The 24,714-nt window shown below is 47.0% G+C and carries 18 protein-coding genes; 14 read left to right on the forward strand and 4 right to left on the reverse strand.

Features of this window, described 5'->3' with window-relative positions:
* Positions 1-40 precede the first annotated feature (40 nt).
* The 5 genes from AACV32_RS11190 to AACV32_RS11210 are packed head-to-tail and all read left to right on the forward strand — an operon-like array spanning position 41 to position 8,498.
* Complete coding sequence (locus AACV32_RS11190; RefSeq protein ID WP_170895172.1) at positions 41-2,053, forward strand: prolyl oligopeptidase family serine peptidase; 2,013 nt, start codon at positions 41-43, stop codon at positions 2,051-2,053.
* Positions 2,054-4,195 carry a TonB-dependent hemoglobin/transferrin/lactoferrin family receptor gene (locus AACV32_RS11195; protein ID WP_170895171.1) on the forward strand — a complete coding sequence of 714 codons (2,142 nt, stop codon included), beginning with the start codon at positions 2,054-2,056 and terminating at the stop codon, positions 4,193-4,195.
* A 9-nt stretch (positions 4,196-4,204) separates the two neighbouring features.
* Positions 4,205-6,481, forward strand: a complete 2,277-nt coding sequence (locus AACV32_RS11200; protein WP_170895170.1) for a proprotein convertase P-domain-containing protein — start codon at positions 4,205-4,207, stop codon at positions 6,479-6,481.
* A gap of 2 nt (positions 6,482-6,483) precedes the next feature.
* Positions 6,484-7,944 (forward strand): Lcl domain-containing protein, encoded by a 1,461-nt coding sequence (locus AACV32_RS11205; protein WP_170895169.1) that lies wholly within the window; start codon positions 6,484-6,486, stop codon positions 7,942-7,944.
* Positions 7,941-8,498, forward strand: coding sequence for an Lcl C-terminal domain-containing protein (locus tag AACV32_RS11210; protein ID WP_170895168.1), 558 nt, complete (start codon positions 7,941-7,943; stop codon positions 8,496-8,498). The genes AACV32_RS11205 and AACV32_RS11210 overlap by 4 nt, the downstream gene beginning before the upstream one ends.
* A gap of 196 nt (positions 8,499-8,694) precedes the next feature.
* Here the strand turns inward: AACV32_RS11210 and AACV32_RS11215 are convergent, their stop codons facing one another.
* Positions 8,695-11,031, reverse strand: coding sequence for a VolA/Pla-1 family phospholipase (locus tag AACV32_RS11215; protein WP_170895167.1), 2,337 nt, complete (start codon positions 11,029-11,031; stop codon positions 8,695-8,697).
* 15 nt (positions 11,032-11,046) lie between these two features.
* Positions 11,047-12,282, reverse strand: a complete 1,236-nt coding sequence (locus AACV32_RS11220) for an outer membrane protein transport protein (RefSeq protein WP_170895166.1) — start codon at positions 12,280-12,282, stop codon at positions 11,047-11,049.
* Between the two features lie 225 nt (positions 12,283-12,507).
* Here AACV32_RS11220 and AACV32_RS11225 point away from each other — a divergent pair, with 225 nt between their 5' ends.
* Positions 12,508-12,669 carry a hypothetical protein gene (locus tag AACV32_RS11225; protein ID WP_170908165.1) on the forward strand — a complete coding sequence of 54 codons (162 nt, stop codon included), beginning with the start codon at positions 12,508-12,510 and terminating at the stop codon, positions 12,667-12,669.
* On the opposite strand, the gene AACV32_RS11230 is transcribed toward AACV32_RS11225, so the two are convergent.
* Entirely contained in the window at positions 12,628-14,676 is a 2,049-nt protein-coding gene (locus AACV32_RS11230; protein ID WP_170895165.1) for an alpha-amylase, read from the reverse strand. The genes AACV32_RS11225 and AACV32_RS11230 overlap by 42 nt on opposite strands.
* Positions 14,677-14,997: 321 nt before the next feature.
* Between AACV32_RS11230 and AACV32_RS11235 the strand changes: the two genes are divergently transcribed.
* The 8 genes from AACV32_RS11235 (at position 14,998) to AACV32_RS11270 (ending at position 22,768) form a co-directional block, all read left to right on the forward strand.
* Entirely contained in the window at positions 14,998-15,906 is a 909-nt protein-coding gene (locus AACV32_RS11235; RefSeq protein WP_094123399.1) for an aldo/keto reductase, read from the forward strand.
* A 204-nt stretch (positions 15,907-16,110) separates the two neighbouring features.
* Positions 16,111-16,929 (forward strand): hypothetical protein, encoded by an 819-nt coding sequence (locus AACV32_RS11240; protein ID WP_170895164.1) that lies wholly within the window; start codon positions 16,111-16,113, stop codon positions 16,927-16,929.
* Between the two features lie 14 nt (positions 16,930-16,943).
* Positions 16,944-17,627: an ABC transporter ATP-binding protein gene (locus tag AACV32_RS11245; RefSeq protein WP_020477132.1), complete on the forward strand. Its 684-nt coding sequence runs from the start codon at positions 16,944-16,946 to the stop codon at positions 17,625-17,627.
* Positions 17,615-18,874 carry an ABC transporter permease gene (locus AACV32_RS11250; RefSeq protein ID WP_170895163.1) on the forward strand — a complete coding sequence of 420 codons (1,260 nt, stop codon included), beginning with the start codon at positions 17,615-17,617 and terminating at the stop codon, positions 18,872-18,874. Before AACV32_RS11245 ends, AACV32_RS11250 begins: the two co-directional genes overlap by 13 nt.
* A complete protein-coding gene (locus tag AACV32_RS11255) occupies positions 18,867-19,628 on the forward strand; it encodes an outer membrane lipoprotein-sorting protein (protein WP_017049240.1) in 762 nt (253 codons plus the stop codon). Before AACV32_RS11250 ends, AACV32_RS11255 begins: the two co-directional genes overlap by 8 nt.
* A gap of 1 nt (position 19,629) precedes the next feature.
* A complete protein-coding gene (locus AACV32_RS11260) occupies positions 19,630-20,931 on the forward strand; it encodes a hypothetical protein (RefSeq protein WP_017049239.1) in 1,302 nt (433 codons plus the stop codon).
* Complete coding sequence (locus tag AACV32_RS11265) at positions 20,931-21,983, forward strand: sensor histidine kinase (RefSeq protein WP_170895162.1); 1,053 nt, start codon at positions 20,931-20,933, stop codon at positions 21,981-21,983. The genes AACV32_RS11260 and AACV32_RS11265 overlap by 1 nt, the downstream gene beginning before the upstream one ends.
* Positions 21,980-22,768, forward strand: coding sequence for a LytR/AlgR family response regulator transcription factor (locus tag AACV32_RS11270; protein WP_017049237.1), 789 nt, complete (start codon positions 21,980-21,982; stop codon positions 22,766-22,768). The genes AACV32_RS11265 and AACV32_RS11270 overlap by 4 nt, the downstream gene beginning before the upstream one ends.
* A gap of 34 nt (positions 22,769-22,802) precedes the next feature.
* Here AACV32_RS11270 and AACV32_RS11275 read toward each other — a convergent pair whose 3' ends face one another.
* Positions 22,803-24,284, reverse strand: a complete 1,482-nt coding sequence (locus AACV32_RS11275) for an EAL domain-containing protein (protein ID WP_228209307.1) — start codon at positions 24,282-24,284, stop codon at positions 22,803-22,805.
* Positions 24,285-24,714 lie beyond the last annotated feature (430 nt).

Here is a 24,714-nt window from a genome sequence, read left to right on the forward strand (position 1 = left end):
CGCCTCATTATAATAATTGGCTATGTTTTCACTGATCATAATGAAATTACTCAATATCATTGCTTTTGTTGTTGGTTTGTCTTGTTTTCATTCATCTTATGGTGAGTCACTGCAGTGGCTGGAAGATGGCTCGCGTAGACAGCCTAAGGTTCGAGCACACCTTGAAGATCACAATAAAAAAACACAACAGTGGCTCAATCAAGCCACACCACTTTCTAATGCACTAGTCAAAACATGGTCAGAGAGTAAGAGCGTAAAAGCACCGACACCTTGGCTCATCCAGTACCAAAATTACTATCATGATCAAGTGATTAAGGGTGAACGTTTTGTTGTTAAAAAGACCGCAGAAGACAGCCCAATTGAGCGATTGGTCAATATCAGTGTAAGACAGCAGCAATCAGATTATTACCAGTTAGCCAATTGGGCAGTGGCAAAAGGGGACCGCTTTATTGCATTAAGCGAAGATTTGACTGGGGAAGAGCACTACACGCTGACGCTGGTGGATCGTGTATCGAAGCAGGAAATCGTGCTTAGCCAATCTGCAACGACTCAAGCTATTTGGTCTGAAAATGGCCAATACCTCTATTTTTTGGCGGCAGAAGAAAGCCGTTCTTCTCGCTTATTACAGCGCTATGATGTGCTGAGCAAGCAGACAAAAAACCTATGGGAGTGGGCTGATCCGCAGTGGATCGTGTCTCTCTATGTGGCAGCGGATCCGCATTTTGCCCTCGTGCAAGTCAACAACGAAAACAGCAGTGAACAACGTATTTTAGAGACCAACAGCTCTCACTTAAGCCTTCCGCTTCGTGCCGCACAGCCGGGTATTGAATACTACGCAGACGTTGCTAATGGTTGGCTCTACATCAATAGTAACCTCAACGGCAAGTTTGCACTCTACCGTCGATTACTGAGCATGAATGAAAACCCTTGGCAGCTTTTTTATGCGCCAGATGATCATTCCACGCTGGATAATTTTTATTTATATCAAGCTGGCGTTGTGGTTAAAACCAACCAAGCACAGCATTCTCAACTGGCCATTATGGATCAGCATGGAAAGTTGAGAGCATCACAGCCTTTGGCAACAGAAAGTGAGGTCGCTTGGGTCTCTCGTAACGGTGATTGGCAAAGCAATAAACTGCGCGTGCGTTCAATGTCGATGGTTTCTGCAGGAGTTTGGCGTGAGTTTGATGTGGCAAGCTTACAATGGAAGCGACTGGGTCAAGACCACTATCCTGCTTATTTACCGGAACAGTATGAGTCACAACAGATTGTGGTGGATGTTGATGGCGTGGCTATTCCTGTCACTTTGGCGTACCGAAAAGACACCTTGAGCGCACAGTCCAGCGTCTTTCTTTATGGCTACGGCGCGTATGGCGTCACTATGCGTCCGTACTTTATGCCACAAGTGATCAGTTTATTGGATCAAGGCGTAATTTATGCGATTGCTCATGTGCGCGGTGGTGGTTATCACGGTGAATCATGGCACCGCGCTGGGTCTGGCATTCTGAAAAAAATAGGCATCTCAGATTTCCTGAACGTCGCCTCTTCATTGCAGCATTTTAATAACGGCCAACGCGCTATTTATGCGATTGGCGGCAGCGCTGGTGGAACCTTAGTTGCGGCCGCGGTTAATCAAAACCCAGCACTTTTTGCTGGAGTGGTGCTGCAAGTGCCTTTTGTGGATGTGCTTAGAAGCATGTCCACAGAAGACTCCTCTTCACTCTCGGTTCAGCAGCGAGAAGAGTGGGGAGATCCTAGCCAGCCATTGCAACGCTCAGCAATTGAAGCTTATGACCCACTACTCAATATTCAAGCCAAACCTTATCCGCCAACCCTCGTCCGTGTCGGGTGGTTTGATAACCGTGTCCCTTATTGGGAAGGCGCGAAATACATAGAAAAAATGTCGCTGATGAGCACGGGTAGCGGGCCTTACTTGTTATGGACGGACTTCAATAGCGGGCACAGTAGCGATTCACGTAAGGCACTACAGCAACAGGCCGTGGAATACGCCTTTCTTCTTACCATAGATAAAAACAAAAAAGCGGAGCAGTAAATGAAGCTTTCTCCAATCACCGCAGCGGTGCTTAGCGTGCTTGCGGTAGGGTCAGTGCATGCCGAATTCAGCCTAACCAAGCTTGAAGAAGTGGTGGTGAGTGCCAATAAAGTAGAACAGCCGCTGTCAAAAGTCGCCGGCTCAATATCAGCGATTGACGGTGAAACCATTGAAAAACAAGGCGCGACAGAACTGTATGATGTATTGAGTCATGAACCCGGAATCAGTGTTACGGGTGGCGCTGGTCGGCCACAAAACATCACGATTCGAGGGATGACGGGCAACCGCATTGCGATCATTCAAGATGGCGTCGCCGCATCGGACGGCTATGGTGCCAATGACATTAACGATAAGGTAGGCCGCAATACTTTCGCCTTAGACAACATAAAAAGCATTGAGGTTGTGAAAGGGGCAGGGTCTACCATTCATGGTTCGGGCGCGATCGGCGGCGTTGTGGTTGTCACCACAAAATCACCGGCGGATTATTTGCAAGGACGTGATTTCTATATTGATGCCTCTGGCTCCTACACAGGGATCAGCAATCAATATAAGAGCAGTAGCACGCTAGCGGTGCGCAATGGAAATGGTGAAAGCTTGGTGACCATTTCATATTGGCAAGGCGAAGAGACTCGCAACTTTAACCAAGATCTCTATAACCGAGATATTGAAGGATTCAGTGCATCGTTAGCCCACGATCACATGGTCAATGATTCGCTGTTACTCAGTGCAAAATTTAACGCCTATAAAGATGAAAACATCCGCAAAGAAGGCATTGCTTCCATTCAGCGCGATGACAAATGGGAAAGCAAAGAATTTTTTGAACAGGAACAGCACCAAACCTTATCGGCATCATTGGGGGTGCAATTAGATACCCTTTCTTTCTGGGCAGACCATGTGGACGCCAAGCTTTACTGGCGTGATAGTCAAAGTGATACTCAAACCAATCGCTTATTGACCAAAGAACATGCCTTTTTCGACACCCTTGAATTTCGTCGTGAGCGACGCGATGAAAGTTTTTCTGATCAGTTGATAGGGCTATCGGTTGATTTAGAAAAAGCAGCACGAGTCCACAACATCGAGCACCAATTTATTTACGGTGCAGTGCTTAATACCAATCGTTATGAACGCCCTCGTCACGTGGATACCAAGGATTCCAATGGGGAAACCTACGAAAATATTATTCCGTTTGCACCGGCGAAGGCCTATGGTTTTGGCGTCTATTTGCAAGATAGATTCAGCCTCAACCAGTGGACATTTAGCACTGGTTTACGTTTTGATTTGAATAACCTTACTCCTCAGTCAGAGCAACCTATTGCTGGTTTTGCTGTTAGTGAAATTCAAACCAGTGAATGGTCACCGAGCGCATCCGTAGCTTACCAGTGGACGCCATCATTCAACAGTTACCTCAGTTACAACCACGGCTACCGCGCTCCGACCTATGACAAAGCCTACGGTGCGGCAGACCACAGCTTTGTTCCACTGACGCCGTTTTTTATCGCGCCGAACATGAATTTACAGGCTGAAACCAGTGATAGTTTTGAGTTGGGTTCAAAATACGATAATGGCCAATCTCAAGCTTATGTCGCGGTTTTTTACTCTCTCTTTGACAATTTCATGGACACTAAAGACGTGGGATTTGATAGCGATAGAGGCGCTTGGATCAAGCAGTACCAAAATATTAATGGCGTCGAAACGTATGGTGTGGAGTTCACCTTCGCCCATCAACTGAATCAACATTGGTCAACCACGTTCAAAGCGGGTTATGTGGATGGCAAAGATGATCAAGATGAATACGTTCGTACCATCACGCCGTGGGAAGGAAATGGACAACTAAATTACCAGCAGCAAGATTGGGATGCCTACGCACGTTGGAACTGGGCGAGTTCGATGGACCGAGCACCAGCATGCTCTGATGATATAGGCCGTAAAGCGCAATGCGCGCAAACGTCGGCATGGTCTACGGTCGATCTTGGCGTGAGTTATCAAGTGATGCGTGACCTTGATGTGAGTCTCAACATCATGAACCTATTCGACCGTGAATACGTTCGTTATCAAGACGTCGCGGGTGTAAGTCAAAGTCAAACTCTCTATTCCACTGAGCCCGGGCGTTACTTTACCGCTACGGCTAAATACGTGTTTTAGGAGCTAGAGATGAAAAAAATTATCGTTCTGAGCACCTTGCTATGCTTGAGCCATTCCGCCTTTGCGGGGGAGTGGGACTATCCACTGGCGAAAACGACCATTGCAACGAAAGAGTCGGCTGAGCTGTATTTGAGCTCGCTTTATCCTGATGTTGGGACACTGAAGTTTCGTTATCAAACCGAGAGTTTACTGGGAAATCATTACAACTTTGATGTATGGCAGAACGGCCAATACCAACCGCAAAAAGCGTTAGTGCTCTCGACCGATCAGTCCGACGTAGTGACGCGCGTGTTCAAAAGTTTGCACAACACAGTCGAGCGAGATGGCGTTGCATTGGTAGCGGCAGAGCTCGAATCGCCCCGCCGATTGGTGGCGAATGAACCGCCTGCGCTCTCATCGGGAGATGTGCAGAGCATCAATGTGCAACTTTTTGATCCCGATTTAAGAACCATGGATCAACTGCCTGCGCCAGATTCGGCGTGGAATGACCTTGCTGATTACCCAAACCAGCCGCACTACCAAAGTGCGAATGTCGAGATGTTGCAAAGTGCAGGTAAATATTACTTAGCCAATGAACGAGTACGACAAGTTGATGCTACCGCCATACAGCAACAAGATGATGCCAAGCAGTGGGTTGATAGCGGTGTTGGCTTACTTAGCGCTGAAGACGTGGCGCAATGGAACTCAGATGCTGAAATTCTCTCCATGGAGATGCTTGATGATCGCTTTGTACAGCTGATGGCTTTTTACCATCTTGATCAATCGATTGATTATACCAAACAGCTCGGTTTTTCCCTGTTTAGTGAGCCCGTGAGGTTTGATGCGAGAGGTTTATCTAGCAACAACTCTTCTTATTATGTTGGCCCGAAAGCGGTGTTGTTTGGTGTTGGGGGCTCGCCCGATGCATTAGATGCCGACGTGGTTACCCATGAGCTTGGGCATGGAATTCATTATCAAATCGTTCCCGATTGGGCTTATGGACATTCGGGCGCGATTGGTGAAGGCTTTGGTGACTATTGGGCGGGTTCGCACAGTTTTCGCCGCCAGTATACACAAGGAAAAGCGTTCGAAATTGACACCGTGTTTAATTGGGATGGCTATTTTGGTTCTCGTATTTCGACACGCAGTTTGTGGAATCAGCGGGCAAAATATTTTGCATCCGCAGAGTATCGAGCGCATGAAAGTGTTGCAGGTGAGTTGGGTGACGAATTGTGGTCTACCCCTTTATTTCAAGCGCTGAAACAGGCCGTGAATGAGTACGGTCAAGAAGCGTTTGCTGAATTTGACCGTATTGTTCTTGAATCAATGTACGGCTTAGGTCGTGGTCTAAAAATGCATGATTTGAGTGAAAGCATGCTGTATACCGCCAAACAGCTGTACCCGCATCGCGCTTATGATGCGATGCTATTACAGCAATTTAAGCAACATAACTTAGTCCAAGAACCCTTCAAATTCCTGTTGGAACGTCGATTTGTGATGCCAACGGATCCGCTGAACGTGCACATTCAGGCCACGAATCGCCAAGCAAGTTTACAAACGGTAGCCACTTTGCAAGGTGAAACCGTTACTTTCGCTAGCGAAAAATTCCAGCAGCAGCAATGGAGCATCGCGCTGCCAACCACCTACACCTGCGGAGTCAAACAGACTCTACTATTTGAATCGAGTTATCAATATCAACCGTACCTTGCGATGCAATCTGACAAGCAAACTTTATCGTTTATCGTGGGTAAGCCACAGCTTGCAACGCCGCCAGTAGCGATACATTCAGTATTGAAAGACGCCAGTATTGACAGTACAGACACGGTTACGTCCGGATTTAAGAGCTATGGATTGACGCTCGATGTTGGCAATGTATTGATTGATGAAGATTTTGTGGTTCGCCTGCAGTTATCCCACCCAGAACTACAAGAGCTGCGCGTTACCTTAATTTCACCCGCAGGGACACGCGTCGAATTACTCAACCAAGCACCATCGGCCATCAATGGTTTTGATGACTATTGGGTGTTGGCACATGATGCCATATTGGGCTCTTTACAAGGCGAAGCCCTAAGCGGCTACTGGCGTTTGGAAGTGGTTGACTACAACCCGGGAAATTCTGGCACCTTGATCGAATGGGGGGTAGGTCGCCTAGCGGGCTATCAATGCCCTCAACCTGTGACCAACGCACTTTCACCTGAAACAGGTGGCGGTTCGACTTCACTGCTCTTATTACTTCCTCTCGCAGCATTCGCTATAAGACGACGTAATTTGTTGGCTATTTTTTCACTTAAACTGAAGAACACATAACTATGCACTTAAGACTTTCAACACTTTCGCTGGCACTTTTACTGGCTGGTTGTGGTGGCGGTGGAAGTGGAGATGTAGCCAATACATCTTTACCCAGCCATAAAATTAGCGGGCAAATTCAAGCGCAAAACGTCGCACTTGATGCCACTGTCTGCATTGATTCTAACCAAAACTTTGCCTGTGATGTGGGCGAAATCAGCACGCAAGCCGATAGCCAAGGGCGCTACACCCTCACGAGTGACAGCACTCAAATCTACCGTTTTCCTATTGTGGCTGACGTTTCTACTGGCATTAGTGTCATGACGAGAAGTCGCCAAACCAGCCAATCATCGATCCTGATTGCGCCGGCGCTGGGCAAAAGCAGTGGCAACATCCTCAACGGTGTGAGTTCTATTTTTGCCGGCATTATGCTGGATGGAAATACGGAGAAAGAAGCGAATCGCTTGCTTGCCGAGCAGCTTTTGCAATTAGGCGTTGAAGTGAATGGTGATATTTCACAAAACTTTAACCACACAGCATTGTCAATATTGGATGCCAATGCTGTCGTGTTGCTCCAAAAAGCGAAAGCAAGTGAACGAATTGATTTGCTGGCAACGCTTGGGCAAACCATGGCAAAAAATACACCACTGATTGCCTCTGAGATCGTTTCTGGCGAAAAGATGACCGAATATGCTAATACATTGATGGCGCAAGTATCGGAAGAGCGACCTCTGCAAGACACGGGCATTATTCAGTTCTATTCCGATCAAGGCGCACAAGCGCAGGCTGATGCTGATTATCCCGGTCAAGATGCTGAATATGGCCTAGATATTACCGCCAAAAATGACGTGACGGGTAAGAGCTTTGCGTTCATCAAATTAGATGCGGCTGGCAATGAACTTGAGGCAGAAGCGAGCGATTGGTCATGCGTTAAAGATGTTTACAGTGGACTTATTTGGGAAGTGAAGTCAGAAGATGCGGCGTCTTTGAACTATAAAGAACGGTTGTTTGCATTAGAAATTGCCGACAAGTTTATCCCTTTTGCAAAAGATGTGACGGCTGCTTCCTGTCAGGCGGCAGGTGATGCTATTTGCACTACGCAAGATTACATCAATCGTATCAATCAAGATAAATTGTGTGGGTTACAAACGTGGCGTTTACCGACCAACAGCGAGCAATACATGATGCTCGATTTAGGCGAAGTGGGTGACGATGCGGTTGGTTTCAACCAGCACTATTTCCCACATCAGCCGCAGAACACCGAATTTTTTGATGGGCATACGTGGACTTCTGGCATTGCTTATCTCAATACCTCTCAATTTCAAAGCGATGGTTCGATGCAATATCTTTACACGGCGCTGTCTGGCGCAACCAAAGGGGAACGTAGCCCGATTGAACTCTACTCCAGCAGCACGGCGGCGGACAATGACCCGTCTTATGTCCTTCCGATTCGAGTTGTTGCAACCAAGGAGAACAACCAATGAAATCTCATTTAATCGCGGCTTCTTGCTTGATCTTTTCTGCTGTCGGCGTCGCCCAAGAGTGTTCTCCTGATATGACGAAAAGCGCACCCAACACGCGCTATGTCTACAGCGAGCAGGGGACGATCAAAGATAAGCTCACTGGCTTAACGTGGATGCGTTGCCAAGTTGGTAAAACATGGAACGCCGCTACGGAGCAGTGTGATGGCGAAGCGATCGGGTTTCGTTGGCAAAGTGCTTTGCAAGAAGTGGCGGCTATCAACCATCCTCAAAGCCGACATGCATTGCACCAATTTGCCAGCCAAGCCGAATGGCGATTGCCGAATATTAAAGAGTTAGTGTCATTGACTGAAATGGCGTGTTTTGGCCCAGCGATGAATAGCAGAGCATTTGCCCAAGGCTTTAAGTATGAGACAGGCAATATCTTGTCGTATTTATGGAGCCAATCACCCCATTTAGCGAGTGGTCAGGTGTGGTATTTTGATTCCGTCAATGGCGAAATTTACCACAACGCACCGAATTTTGAATTTGGTGTTTTGCTGGTGGCTGAAGAATAAGTGTTATGAAATGACGCCACTTACGCTGTCAGGGAAACGATCATTCATGTCATGTTGACATGAATGATCGGTGTTTTGTTTCACTTCAGCAGCACCTAAGATTTGATCCATAGTTGTTGAGATAGGGCAGATGGAGAATTCAAACAGCTTCCAAATAAGGAAGCTGTTTGAATAAGTAAACAGGCTGTTTACTCGGTTAGTTCAAGAAAATAGCCAGTTGTGATAGCGCTCCAGCGCGAAGCACACCATCGGCCGTATCTTGTGGTGCGAGAAAGGTTGTGTGTGTACCACTGTCCATTTTTACGAAGACTTTAGACGTATTAGTGATTACATCAGAGGGTACTGCGTTGGCTAATCCCAATAGTATTGCTAGGGGTTCGGTGCCTGCACGTGTATTTGTGACATTGTTAGGCACACTCTCGTCTCCCGCCACTTGCAATAAATAAGTAGGGATTGTCGCGGTTCCACCACTGATTAGGTAACTTGCGTTTGTGTATGGATCCATAGTATCGAGCAAGGTTTGAGTCGCGTAGGTAAATTGATCCAACTGACTTTGCAGTGCCGCTTTGTCTGAGGCAGAGGCTGTGTTTTCAAACGTGGTGTAGCAAACTTTCTCTGTTAACCCTGGACAGTATTGCTCGGCGAATGCTTTGTATTTGGGGCTCGCACTTAAGGCGAGATTATGTTTAATGAGTGGGCCATAGTTTGCTGAACCCATTAACAAGTTACCGATTTGACCACCTGAGTTTGCAATGGCCATTCCAGAGAATTTATACAGCGCATCACCATTAGCATCACCGATAGTGCGGTTCGCATTCGCGACAGCGCTTAAGCCGACGATTCCTCCCAATGAGTGGCCAAGGAATTTTGGTGGTGTCGTCGCGGTATTGTCTGCGTTTGCTAATTGGGAACCAACAAACAACCCTGCACTTTGTGAGTAAGTAATGGCCGCACGCAGCCCCATGATATCTAAGATACTCTGACGCGTGTTGTCACGAGCGACGGCCAAGTTGTTCAAATTGAGGTACGCTAGAATATCGGCATTAGCTGAGCGCTGTGCATCTAAACTGCGAGCACCATGCAGTGGTTGATCAATGGCAATCACGGCGATACCAGCATTGGCTAAATGTGCTGCTGTGAAGTACGCATCTTCTTTAACAGAAGTTATACCGTGTTGGTAAATCACGATCGGCCAGTTTGTTCCCGCGTTAGGAGTAAACAGTAAGAAATCAACGTCTTCTAACGATTTCACCTTAGGTACAGGGCTATAGCGTGTAATGATGCGCTGAGGATCGAGTGGGCTGCCATCAGACTTTGTGAGGGTCAAACCCACCAGCTTAAGCTGTTCACTTGGGCTGGTTGCTAGTTGAGTCACGTCGATATTGTTAGCAATGAGCTGATTGGCGATGGTGGCTTTTTCATTGTCATCTGCCAAAGCATTTTTAATCAAGGCCAAACTTGGCATTGCTGATTCAAACGGCTGTGAGTTCCAGTTGCTTCCTTTCTCTAAATAATAAGGGAGCTTAACCGTTCCAGTCGTGACATTAACGTTATAACTGCTGGTTGTGTATTCATTTTCAATAAACGCTTTAGCGGTTGTTTTTGCTGCGCCAATGTAAGTTTGAAAATTTGCATCGTTATTAAGTGCGGTTACAAAATCGGTTGTAGCACCAAAGCTCATGGTGTAAGCGGCGCTCAAATTAAGGTTGTTTGGGTTCGCACCTTGCTTCCAAATGTTGCCAATATCTGTCGTTGCAAGGCCTGCGGCGGTGGCGCCTTTCACACTGTAAAGTGTTTGACCAACAGATTGAGTACTAAACCAAGTTGAATAAATAATCTTGGTTTGATCCACCCCTGCCAAAGCGAAAATGCTTTCCACGCCTTGGGTCACTTTTTGTAGTGCCCCTAGTTTATCATCGGTATAGATTTTCACTTTGGACTTCAACGCGGCGTAGCTGCTGGATGTGCCTGCAATATTGCCATTCACATCGGTAATCTCATCTGTCACGGCTAAAATATATTCACTGGCAGGGTTGAGCGCTTTGTTTGGTACGATTGCAATTTTATCGCTGCTGGCACTGGCGATGGCAGTAAAGTTGGTGTTCAATGTCAGCACATTTTTAACCGTTGGGCTGCCAATCATACTGTCGGTCAGTTCAATTAAATAAATACCGTTAGAGATAAGACCGTCAGCCAATCCTACGCCTTCAAAGTCTAAAAACAGTGGCATTGATGTTGACCAACCATCCATGGTACCCATAGCGGCGACTGGATTGGTTAAGGCGTCATCACCCTTGGTTGGAATTTCTAACGTGCCGTCTTTGGCATTCATGAGTGCAAAAGAGGGTAGTGGTACGTTTGCGTTTGCGCCACTGAGCGTGAATTTTATGCTGGTGTCGCGTGTTAACGCGTCTTGAATGTAGGATTCGTAAGTGGGTGTTGTGCTTGCTCCCGAACTGCTCGTTTCATCACCACAACCGACTAACCATAACGCAGAGCAGAGCAGCGATATTTTGAATGTTGTTTTAAGCATGACTTATCCCTGAGTTTAGTTGAATGTGTAGTTAAGTTGAATAGCGCTAAGGTAAGCAGTCCCTTGCGATTCAAACGTCAATGTTTCATTGAGTTTGTTGGTTTCGGTAAACGTGCCGCTCTTACTTTTCACCAGTGCAAAACCCGCATCAATGGATAGCGAGTCGCTGATCACGTAGCTCACGCCCGCTGAATACCAATAACGGTCGCTATCTGGAATACTCAATGTGGCTTCGCCAGCTTGTTCATCAAAAGCAAAACCGGCGCGTAGTGTCCAAGTCGAGTTTAATTGATAAGTTGAACCCAATGACCAACGGCCACTGTCTTCATACTTTTCAGACTTATAAAAACACTCTCCGTTGGTACATTGTGATGACGTTGCCTTTAACTCTTTGAATGAACTCCAGTCGGTACGTTGGTACCCGTAATGCAACGCCACGCTATCAGTGAGTTGGTGAAATGCGGAAACTTCCCACATCGCAGGTAGCGTGATTTTTAAACGTCCTTCAACAACAGCGTTTGTTGCAACACCTGAGCTATAGCTTGAAAACTCACCATCATCAAAATCCAGATCAACAGCAGAGCGGTAAGCAAAACCGACACGGTGGTTTTGGTTGAACTCATATAAGCTACCTATGTTCCAGCCCAAAGCCATGGTTTCGCCAGTCATTCCGACTAGGTTGTCAGAGGCAGAGCCGCCAGTAAATACGGCTAAAGCACCTTTATGTCGTGTCAGTTTTGCTTCGGCATAGACGAGGTTAATACCCGCAGCGAGACTAAGCTGTTCGTTAACACGGTAGGCAATATTCGGGTTTAAATTGACAGAAAGAAGAGAAGTATCGCCTGCAAGATCGCCTGCATAAATATCATTAGGGTAGTCTGTAGCGACGCCGTAAGTAGTGAATATTCCCATCCCCCAAGCCCATTGTTCATTGATTGGACTGACGTAGTAAGCCGCGGGAACTACTTGCAGTGGTGCAACATCGTTCATTTTCTGTTGGTTTTTCACATCATATACATCAACTTCTGGGTCAACGATGGACAGTGCACCAGAAAACTGTGTTGTATCAAACCGTGTCATGGCTGCGGGGTTGTGTGCAATCACACTCGCGTTATCGGCCACCGCTCCTTCACCAGAGAAAGCACGTCCTAGCCCTGAGGCTGAATGCTCTGCCACTTGGAAGCCTGCAGAGTGAACATTAAACGCTGTCAATATTGATAGCGCGAGTAGCGTGCGGGGTTTGATGATCATTCTCGACCTCCTAAGGCCTTGTTATGGTAATGGCATTGCAATGCGAGATGTTAATTTTGTGTTTCTTATATGTCAAAGAAAATGATGTCTTCATTTCAATTGGCGGCGAATGATAGTGTGTAAGTATTTGTAAATCAAATGAAAAGTTGACAGTTTTGGTATGACCAGTAGAGTTGTGCTTATTTGGCAGAGTAATTGGTTTAGCTTGTGCTAAAGTTAATTTTTATGCTTCAACACGTTCATAATATTGATGTTTTGGTGGGTGAGTTTAAATTATTTGACCAAAAAAATGGTGAAGAAACAGAGGCAGTCACTATGGTGTGTGCAACTACCTCTGTGGTGGGTTTAACGGCCAACAAAAGCAATAACGACACGGTCATTATTTAACGTTCTAGAGAACAGATAGGCATTTTGCTGTTCAATCTCATGATGAATACCTGCGCCAATGGCAGGGTGCGATTGACGAAATTGGCCTAGCGTTTGCCAATGCTTCAGTAGCGCTTGTCGCTCTTCATCCAGTGACCACACCATGTCAGAACGCGTGCCTTGGTGAAAATCATCGGCGTAAGGGCCAACTTGACGTGCGACTTCATCACCGTAGTAAATTTGCACCGCACCCGGTGCGAGAAGCAATGCATTGGCGGCATTACGCTGCATTTCAAAGGAGTTAAAACGGCTAAAAAACAGCTCGGTATCGTGAGAAGAGAGGTAGCTCACGGGGGTAAAATCTGGGTATTTCGCTAGCGTTTGCGCGTAGTCGCGGTACACCATCGCCATTTGGCTTAAGCAGGCTGCGCCTTTATCGACTCTTTTTTGCATATCAAAGTTGATCAGTGCATCAAAGCCATCATCAAAATAGGGGCTGCGGTAAGCTGAATGGCCCCATACTTCGCCCATCATCCAAAAGGGTTGCCCTTGCTGCCCGTTTTGCTCGCGCCAAGCTTCTAAACTGCGTGATGCCTCGCTTTTTAAGCGTCGCCATACCTCGCCTTCCACATGTTTTACGGTGTCGACGCGGTAACCATCAATACCAAAGCGTTTTACCCAATCGGTTTGCCACTCAATTAAGTAATCGGCAACGCTATACTGTTCGCGCGCTACCACGCGAGTGCCGGGGTTATTAAGTAGCCACTGCGGCGGCGTCACCGCTTGTGTTGATTCAGTGCGAAAATCCGGTAAGCCGGCCAGCGTCATCGTGATATCGCTAGATCCGGGTTTCTGGTAGCCGGGCAACCCAGCGCGAACCCAATCCTTGCCCCACCACTGCGACCAGTTGGCGCTTTGATAATCAATGGATTGATTGTAGCTGTGCCAGTTTTCTTCAGCTTTCGGCATCCAATCAACCCATTTTTGCGGTAAATTTTGGGGATTAACCACCTCAATCTGATCAAATTGCAGGTCAGCCAAGGTGGCGTAGCCGGAATGGTTGAGCACCGCATCGAGCAAGATTTTTATGCCTCGTTTATGCGCTTCAGTGACCAGCGTTTTGAGATCCTCCTCATCACCAAAATTTTGATCGATCTTGGTAAAATCACGCGTCCAGTAACCGTGATAGGCATAAAAAGGGAACGAGCCACTGTCACCACCGCCGACAAAACCGTGCACCTGTTCCACAATCGGCGAAAGCCAAATCGCGTCGGTGCCTAAGCTTTTGATGTAATCGAGTTTGGCAATCACACCTTTTAGGTCGCCACCGTGGAAGGTACCCACTTCTTCTTTGCCATCTTTTTTACGGCCATAGCTATTGTCGTTACTTGGGTCACCATTGTTGAATCTGTCCACCATCACAAAGTAAATAGTGGCATTGCGGTAGGTAAAGGGTTCGCTGGCGGCATCCGTTACTGGGGCAAGCAGCACCAATCCACCACTGGTTGGTGACGGCATTAAGGTGACTTGGCTATTTTTCACGCTGAGGATTTGGCCGGTAAATGTCTCTTTTAGTCGTGTGCCATCGGGGAACGTATTGCCCAGTTGTAAGGTCACTTCGCCGCCTTGGTACTGCTCGCACGAAACACTCGGTATCGGCCGTTTAAATTTGCTAGTAGTGGATTTTTTGGCTTGGCGGACAAAGGTTAAGGTCTGCTGCTCGTCATCATAAGCGAAGGCGTAATCGCCAGTGAAACGTATCGTCAGCGGCAGTTCGGTTTCTTGCCCACAATTGAGAGCAATGGGCGCGTTGAATTTGATGCTCTGCTGAGCTGGCGCGCTGCACTGGCCCTCAATCCCTGACACTTTTATTGTGTAGCTTTCTTTGGTCAAGGGAATGACTAAAGGCGTTTTCGCATCCAGCGGAAAGTCGCGGCTAGTCGTGGTGGTCGAAATGGTCAGATTGGGCGCGGCAAACACAACAGGCGCGGCAGCGCAAAGTGCGAGTGTTAACGTGGAGAATTTCATGCTCTATCCTTGGCCTTCATGGGTTAGGGTGATTCGTTTTTGCGTTATCGTCAGTCGCTGTAGGGCGAGGTGCTTCATCGCTAACAATAAAAGCAGAGAGAGAAGTTGACATCATTCTTGTGCCTAAGCCTTAAGAATTTGGCGTTGATCACAAAGCATGGCTTGGGGGCGTAGAAGCGATGAATTTTCCAGCGATATAAATTGTCAACGTGTAGTGAATCTCACAACTTCGGCGCGTAATCTGAACTTATTCGGTAGATTCATTGAGCCGTCATCGAAACCTGCTTAGGATGACGGCAATTAAGTCAAAGGAGACAACCAATGGTTGCTAAAGTAACAATCGCGCCGCAAGGGCCAGATTTTTCAGAGCTAGTACAAGGTTACTGGCGTTTGGCAGATTGGGGCATGACGCCACAACAGCGTTTAACGTTTTTAAAACAGCACATTGAATTGGGCATTAGCACGGTTGACCATGCGGATATTTACGGTAACTACCAGTGCGAGAAACTGTTTGGTGAAGCCTTAGCGCTGGAGCCCGCGCTGCGCGAGCAGATCCAAATCGTCACTAAGTGCGACATCAATTTGTGTGGCGAAAAAACGCCGCAGCGTAAGATAAACCACTACGATACCAGTTCTGCGCATATCTATCAGTCGGTCAATAATTCGCTGGAACGACTTGGTGTGAGCGAAATCGATCTGCTGTTGATCCACCGCCCAGATGCCTTGATGGATGCCGATGAAGTCGCCGAAGCGTTTTCTGAACTGCGCAAAGTGGGCAAAGTGAAGCACTTTGGTGTGTCGAACTTCAGCCCGCGCCAGTTTGAACTGCTGCAATCTCGCCTAGGTAAACCGTTAGTGACCAACCAAGTGGAGATGAACCCGCTCAACTTCGATGTGGTGCACGATGGCACTTTGGATCATTTGCAAACGCAGCGCATTCGCCCAATGGCTTGGTCTTGTTTAGCTGGCGGCGAGATTTTTAACGGTCAGACTGAACAAGCCCAACGTGTGCGCAGTGAGCTAGAAGCGATCGCCCAAGAGATCGGCGCAGACAGTATTGATCAGGTTATTTACGCTTGGGTACTGCGTCTGCCTTCTAAGCCGCTGCCGATTATTGGCTCTGGTAAGATTAACCGCGTCAAAGCGGCAATTGCTGCGCTTGATTTAGAACTGACCCGCGAGCAGTGGTATCGGGTTTGGGTCGCCGCCAAAGGGCATGGCGTGCCATAGAGCGGATGTTTTTTGGAACAGGTGCTTTTTGGAACAGATGTTTTTGCCCCGCGATACGCTTTTCGTATTGCTATTATTTCAGTATTACGATTAGGTTTTAATCTCACTCTCCCAACCAGCCCTCAGTGGCTGGTTTTTTTGTCTACTTCCCATTCACGTCATCCAGCCAGCCATTAACGCTGCATAATCCCCCTTTATCGCAAAGTGGCGCATCTGGCCTATTTGCTGCGTAATCTGTCGTCATCAAGCAAGTTTCATCACCAACGAATGAAAGGGACCATCATGATGACGACATTTTCTTATTCACGCTCACTTCGCAACCTGCTACTCAGTGTCGGGTTGCTGCTGGGTATCACGGCTGTTCAAGCTAATCCAAGCGACGCTTTAATTATGCAGTACAACCAAGCGGCCGAAGGCGACAGTGACAAAGTGGAACTTGTGCTTCACCAACTAGAGCAGTTGATTAAACAGCAAGGGGCCAAACCGCTCAGCTTAGCTTATCTGGGCAGTGCACAAACCCTGCAAGGGCGTGATGCATTCATGCCTTGGAATAAGATGAGATACGTCGAAGAGGGCTTGGCCACCATAGACAAAGGCCTGACTTTACTCAGCAATCACCCGCAGCCGCTTGCTGAACAAGAGCGCGTCATGGGGCTGCCGGATAGCTATTTAACGCGCGCGGTTTCGGCCGCGACTTACACCTCACTGCCCGATATGTTCAACCATTTTGAGCGTGGTTATGATTTGTATCTCGACCTTCTTGTTGAACCCGAATTAACTGCACAACCTTTTGCCGCCACCGCATGGGTTTATCGATACGCCATTCAAGCCGCCCTTCGTGCCAACGACATTCCTCAAGCAGAGCAATGGCTTGCTCAGATGCAAACTCATCAGAAGCAAGGTAATCAAGTTGACAACCAGCCAGCGGAGCATCCGCAAATAATCCAAGCCAAGGCTTTGATTACAAATGCGTTGATTGAAAACGGATTGACTGAAAAAACGCATGAATTGAAAAGCGAATGAGGGAGGGCAACAAAATGCTACGATTTGAACAGATCAGTAAAACCTATCAATTAGGCATGCAGCCGCTGCTGGCGTTGAGCGCGGTGAATGGCGAAGTCAAACAAGGTGAAATGCTAGCGCTGTGCGGCCCGTCAGGTTCGGGAAAAAGCACTTTGCTCAATATCTTGGGTCTGCTTGATCAAGATTACCAGGGTGACATTGAACTGGCGGGTTACCCTTACCCAACCGAGCCAAGAGAGGCGGCGGCGCTGCGGCGCAAAAAATTAGGCTTCGTTTTCCAAAAATTCAACTTAGTTCCGGTGATGACAGCGGCGGAAAATATTGCTTACCCATTGATGCTAAATGGCTACAGCCTGCGCGATCAGCGTACTTTAACGCGCACTATGCTGGCCAAAGTGGGGTTAGAAACGCTGGCTCACCACCGGCCGGATCACCTTTCAGGCGGTCAGCAACAGCGCGTAGCCATTGCGCGCGCGCTGATCCATAACCCTGAAATGGTGATTGCCGACGAACCGACCGCCAGTTTAGACAGCCATACCGCCAATGTGGTGATCGACATCATGAAAAGCCTTGGACACGAAATGGGCACCACTTTTATTGTGGCTACGCACGACGCGCGCATGGCCAACCGCTGTGACCGAACCTTGCAGCTTGTGGATGGCAAAGTGATTCAGGAGGCGATGAAATGGGCAAGCTGATTTCTATGGAATGGCGTATGGCGGCGCTGAATTTACTGCGTAATCGCCGCCGCAGCCTGCTTTCGGTATTGATCATTACCATTGCGGTTTTCGCATTGACTAGCGCCGGAGGATTTGGCCTTTATACTTACCAAGCACTGCGCGAATCCACTGCGCGCGACACCGGGCATTTAACGCTCAGCCAACCGGGCTTTTTTGAGCAAGATGAAGAGTCGCCACTGGCTAATGGGATTGCCGACAGTGCGTTGATTGTTGAGCGATTAATCGACGATAAGCGGATACGAGGCATTCAGCCACGCATTGAGTTTAGCGGGTTGGTCTCTAACGGTAGCAAATCGACCATTTTTGTCGGTTCCGGCGTTAACCATAAAGAGTTTGATATGAAAGGGCCATTTTTGGACGTTCGCCAAGGCAAAACCTTGTCCAATATTGACTCCCCTCGATTTGATGCGAGTGAGCCGGAAGTGATGCTGGCGGTGGATCTCGCCAAAAACTTAAACGTGTCGATTGGTGACTGGGTTACTTTACTGACCAGTACCGCTGATGGCGCGCTCAACGCGGTTGATTTCAAAGTGCACGGCATCTATTCCACGGGAGTGCCTGAATTGGATAAACGCCAATTGTATCTGCACATTCAATCGGCCTCTGAGCTGTTAGCTTCGAATAAAGTGAGCACCTTATCGCTGTTTTTGTTTCGCACCGAACAGACAGAAAGCATGCGGCATTGGGTTGAAAACAAACTGTCATTAATGAGCCTTCGCCAAGCGATTCAAGTGACGCCTTGGCAGCAGCGCGCGTTTTTTTATCAAAAAGTAAAAGATCTTTACGATCGCATCTTCGGCATCATGGGCTTGGTGATGGGGTTGGTGGTTTTCGTCGCGCTATTTAACACCTTAACCATGTCGGTCACGGAGAGAACCCGGGAAATCGGAACGCTGTCGGCGCTTGGAACTTACCCAAATGAAATCGTCGCCAGCTTCATACGCGAAGCCGTATTGCTAGCCATTTTAGGTACGCTGGTGGGTGCGGCGTTCAATGCCCTAACAAGCGTGTTATTGATGGTAGTCGATGTGCAAATGCCACCGCCACCGGGACGCACGGAAGGGTATCCTTTGCATATTTATTTTTCATGGGAATTGGTTCTGCTGAGTGCGTTTGGCGTACTGAGCATTTGTATTGCAGCGGCTTGGTTGTCGGCACGCAAAGGGGTCAACAAGCCAATCACGGAGGCACTGGCTTATGTATAAATGGATAATGTTATTACTGATCATGCTTAGCGGTGGCTACTCGGCCGCTGGCTGGGCGGCGCTGGATGCTGGGCAAATGACCAAAAACGCCGACCAATATCGCCTTGGTTACAGCGCGGCTAAAGTCGTCTCTTTGGTGTCGCTTTATGAACGTGGTGAGCTCGATAAAACGCGTCAATATCACGTGTATACCAAAGCCAATCGCGACTCGTTAGTGGTGTTCAAATCCTCCGTTGAAGCGGGGCAAAAAATGCTGATGCTCGATGAAAACTACTGGTTGTTGATGCCAAAAAGCCGCCGCCCTATTCGTATTACGCCAATGCAAAAACTGCTTGGTGAGGCTTCGGTGGGCGATATTTCAACACTGACGTGGAGCGAGGATTACCAAAGTCAATTGATGGGTGAAGAGCAGATAGAAACACCCAATGGTCAACCTTACTTGACGCATAAGTTGTCATTACTGGCTGTCACAGAAGGGGCGAACTACCAGCAAATTATCTTATGGTTGGATAAAGAGAACGATTTCCCAATCAAAGCTTCTTTGTATTTACGTTCTGGGAAACTGGCCAAGCAGGCTTGGTTTCGCGCTGGTGAAAAAGAGGGACGAATGCGCGTAACCAGTATGACGCTGCTTGATCAAATTCAACCGACCAAAAAAACGGTGGTTGAGTATCAACACATCGAGCCCATGGAGCTAGATGAAAAATATTACAACCCCGCTTATCTGACTCGTAACAGTTTATCGGAGTTATGAGATGAAGCGTGTTGCGTTCGCTTTTTTAACTAGCGTGTTGAGCTTAGCTGCGCGGGCAGAAGCCCCCAGTTTTGATTGGGATTGGGTAATGAGCGCATCTACCACGGCGCATCGCGACAGCCTTTTTTTTCCTAGGAATCAAGCGCGCGATACGCAGCAGATTGAGGCGTTATTGGATGTAGAAATGAGGTGGCATGGCTGGTTGGGTCTAGTGGCTATCAAACAAAACGCCTTGTGGAGTAGCGATGCACAGCAGCACGCCGACAGCGAGTTCATTCTACAAGAACTGTTTTGGCAAGGCAGCCTAGTGCTGGCTGATGTGCCGTTTGAGCTGACACTAGGAAAAGTGCGCTTGGATTGGGGAGTGGGCTACGGTTATCGTCCGCTTGATCTCTTTCAGCCTTATCGCCGCAATCCGGTTGGTATTCAGGTAGAAGAGGGGGCCGGAACGCTCTCTGCTTCTTATTATGATCAGCAAGGTGAATGGACGCTTTTTTATACGGATTCTTCTTGGACAGAGCAGCAGGGTAGCGAATTACAACAAATGACCGAACAACAAGGGGCGGGCGTAAGGCGTTATCAGTTGATAGGTAATGCCGAATGGCAGGCGATTGCTTATTATGATGACGTTCGACGCGGCGTGCTAGGTAGCTCGTTTGTTACTGTGCTCACTGACGCATGGGAAGTGCATGCATCAGCGCTCTATCAGCGTCACTATTTGGCGTACCAACAGCCCAGCGCGTTGGCTCAAGCAGTTTACTCTCAACAACAAGAGATTGAATCGCTCATGGCTCTTGAATCACGAACGCAAGGCTATCAGGCACTGGTAGGGTTCAACTGGTCGGGAAGTGATGGGCAAAGCGTCATTGCAGAATATTGGTTCGACAGTCGCAGTTGGGGAAAAGAGCAGTGGCAACAAGCGCAGACCAACGCGGATTCGGTTCGTTATCAGCATAATCAAGCGTTAGGTTGGTCTTACGCACAAGGCTATAACCAAGTGAATCTCGTGCAGCATAATGTGATGTTGCATGCTTCGTTAGATAGCCAAGCTTGGCGTCATTGGCCGTGGAGCCAGAGTATTGAATGGTTGCAAGGCTTAGTGCCGACACTTGATGTGCTGATTGCACCGCAAGATGGCGGCGTGATCGCTACCCAATGGCTCAATTACTCAGTGTACGATTCGGGTACAGCCTCTATCGAAATCGAACTGGCCGCACGTTTTATGACTGGGCCTGCTGACTCTACATATGCAAACTTACCAGATAAGCATATGATTCTATTAAATATGAAAGGGAAATTCTAATGTGCGAGAAAGTTGAGATTCGAAATCTTGCCAAAAGCTTGTTATTTACTTCGCTGTTTTGTGTGGTGATCGCCTTTACCACTCAGGCCATTTGGCCCAGTGACATCACGTTGCACTTAGCAATAAGCTTTGGCTACGGTTACAGCGCTGTGGCTATTACTCACTTATTGAGTCGCTTCGCACCGCAGTTGTCCGCTCGCTTAGTGAACGTTTTTTCGCTCACGGGGTCGATGATTTTCGGTACGTTACACGCTTATTTATGGCTTAGTAAATACGCGCACTTTAGTCATTTTTCAGCAATGAAACCGGTGATTTTTCTCGGTTTCGTTTTTACTGGCGTTTGCTTTTTCTACTTCTACGCGCATGAACAAAAGCTGATTGCTGAAAAAGCGCTAGAAGCCTCCAAACGGCGTCAATCTGAACAAGAGAAAGCCTTGATTTTGAGCCAGTTGCAGCAGTTACAAAGTCAAATTGAACCCCATTTCTTATTTAATACGCTTGCCAATATCAGCGTGTTGATTGGCTCTGAGCCTTATAAAGCGCAAATGATGCTCGAAAAACTAACCGACTTATTGCGTGGGTCGCTGCGTAGTAACCGCAATCGCACCACAACGCTACGTGAAGAGTTACATTTAGTCGATGCGTATTTGGGTATTCAAAAAATTCGTTTAGGTGATCGGCTGGATTATGAGATTGCAATGCCTGGCGCAGCGGATGACATTCCTTTGCCGCCGATGCTGTTACAACCTTTGGTTGAGAATGCTGTTAGCCATGGTATTGAGCCTAAAGCCGCGGGGGGAAAAGTGACCATCAAAAGTGAAATTTATGACGAGTGGTTTGAAGTCAGTGTCTGTGACAGTGGCATTGGATTACAGCCGAGTGCTCTTTCAGCAGGACATGGTATTGCGTTGGATAATATTCGCCAGCGCTTAAGCGGCCTATTCGCTGATGATGCGTGTCTCACTATCGCCCAAAATCATGATGCTGGCGTGACGGCAACGATTAGAATAAAGCGGCTATTGTTGGACCAACTACAAGGAAGTGCCACATGAGTACTGTCTCTGCGACCGCTATTATTGCTGATGATGAACCGTTATTGCGGCATCATTTAAACCGTGCATTAGGAGAAGTGTGGCCAGAGCTCGATATTGTCGCGCAAGCCGAAAATGGACGTGTGGCATTGTCCATGATTGAGCAGCATCAGCCTGAGGTGGCCTTTATTGATATTCGAATGCCAGAAATGGATGGTATGTCGCTCGCTAGGCAATTGGCTGGTTTGGCAAAGCCACCACTGATTGTATTTATCACCGCCTATGATGAGTATGCCATTCAAGCTTTTGAAGCCAATGCGGTGGATTATTTATTGAAACCGCTTTCTGAAGCGCGTTTAGTGCAGTGCTGTACTAAGTTGCAGCTAAGATTAGCCGAGCATTCTTCTGAGCGACAATTACCTGATTTGCAAACCCTTTTACAGCAGATACAGCATATAAGCCAACAGGCATCGCCGTCGTTTTTAAGCTGGTTAAAAGTTCAAAAAGGTGAAGATATTCACCTGATTTCGGTGGCGGATATGTTGTACGCTAAAGCCGAAGACAAATATTTATCCATATACGTAAAGAGTGATTCTGGAGTGCAGGAGTTCTTACTGCGCAGTTCATTGAAAGAGTTGCTGCAACAGCTTGACCCGAATCAGTTTTGGCAAATCCACCGTTCAACGGCAGTGAATGTTGCTAAGATAGATAAAGTGAAAAAAGAGTTCACGGGTAAAATGTACGTCTTGATTGGTCATGATAAGTTACCCGTCAGCCGTGCGCTGCAAGCTCAATTTAAGTCGTAACTGAATTTAAACCGCCGTTCGATTGATCGCGTGATTAGCGGTGTGCGATCTGCTTGGCGGACAGGGTGAATCGGAAGAAAGCATCCACAGACATAGGTTCAGAATAATAAAAACCTTGGATGTAACGTACACCCAACAGCTCTAATTCTCTCACCTGATCTTGGTTCTCAACGCCCTCAGCAATCAGCCGCATGTTCAATTGCTTTGCTAGTTTAATCATCGACACTAACACCGAAGTAATGGCTGAATTTTGATGCAAGCTTTTAATAAACACTTGATCAATTTTGAGAGTATGGAAGTCATGTTGGTGGATAAAATTTAAGCCTGAGTAGCCGGTACCAAAATCGTCAATGGCGATTTTAAAGCCTAGCTGTTTCAGTCGCTGTAAGTTTTCCATGGCTAACTTCAACTCGTCCACGTTGAAATGGTTGTCCTCGGTGATCTCCAACAGAAGTCGTGGAACAATGGCTGGGTGTTTTGCCGCGTAGCGTTTCATGTAATCCATAAAGTAATTATCAATGATCAATAACCGGCTGACGTTGATGCTGATGTATTGATCGTGCAACGCATGTTTGTGCTGCTCCACACATTCTGTCACCAATTTCAACACACGGTAGGTGATTTGGTGAATCACGCCAATACGCTCTGACAACGGGATAAAAATGGTGGGTGAAATATAGCCTTGAGAGGGTTCATTCCAGCGCAGTAGCGCTTCGCTACCAACAATTCTATTCTCGGTAATGTCGACGATCGGTTGTAAATAGAGTTCCAACTGATGGTTTGATATTGCCTCTCTCAAAGAGACTTCTAAGGTATTTCGGCTGAGGTGATAGTTGTAATAAGCAAGATAAATCAAAGAGATAATACTTGCTGTAAGCAAGGCAAGCCATAAGTTATCGAGAAAATGGTAAGCATAAGATCCGTTATTTAAGTAGATCTGAATTGAGAGTGGGTAATGCTCGGATTTAAAGAGAAAGCTAGTATGAGCAGAATCGATCTCTTCCTGATCACTGCGAATACTTTGGCTTAACACATTGACCTGATAGCCGTAGTGCCATTTGGCAAGTTTAGGAGCGACTAGGTTCATAAACTGTTCTGGAGGCATCAGTGCATTGAGGCCGCTCATATCTGGCTGTGAAGAATAGACAAAAAATGTTTGCTCTTTACTGCGAGATTTGGTTAATGAAATGGTCGTATTCGTTGGAGATTGTTTAAGCCTGTCAAGAATATGTTTGTACAAATGAATGGTGGTATGGCCTTCATTACTGGTGCAAAAAATAGTCCCGTGAGCGTTGTACATGCCCACTTCTTTGACCATTTTCGAGCGAAATACATAGCTCCTCAGAGCAATGATGTCTTCTCTTTGGCAGTGCTTTGAAATGTTTTTACTTAACTGGTTCAGTTCATCCGACGTTTGATTGATGTGATGTTCCAGTTGTGTAATGGCTTGTTCACCGAAACGGGTTGCCAGCCGATTAGTGTCGTAAAAGTTTTTAATTATCGCCAAAGCGAACACAAAAAAGAAAATACCCAAAATAGGTGCGAATGTGCTTACCTTTGTCGACAGTATTCCTTTTGCTATGCTAAATGTGCTCGGTGAACTGTCATTATTGTGCATTACAGACAGTGCTCATAGGTTATTACCAGTAAAAATCAGTATTGCTTTGATGTTGATTACTATAAGTAATTAATCCCTAAACGTAACCTAAGTAACTGTCTCAAAAATGAGATGATGTGCAGTAATCTGCTTGTCAATCTCTTTGCTAAACGTCTCTAATTTCATATTTTTCTTAATATACAAGCCGATAGGTTTTCTTATGTGGCGTTTCGCTAGCCAGACTCTGTTTTGACGCTAGTGATGCTTTAACGCACAATTATGCTCAGTGATGTAATTTACATAAATATAAATTTGCATAATCAATTGCGACTAAAATAACAGTTGTCTA

Origin of the sequence: Vibrio sp. B7 (assembly GCF_963888765.1) — a bacterium.
In the GTDB taxonomy this organism is placed as follows: Bacteria; Pseudomonadota; Gammaproteobacteria; order Enterobacterales; family Vibrionaceae; genus Vibrio; species Vibrio anguillarum.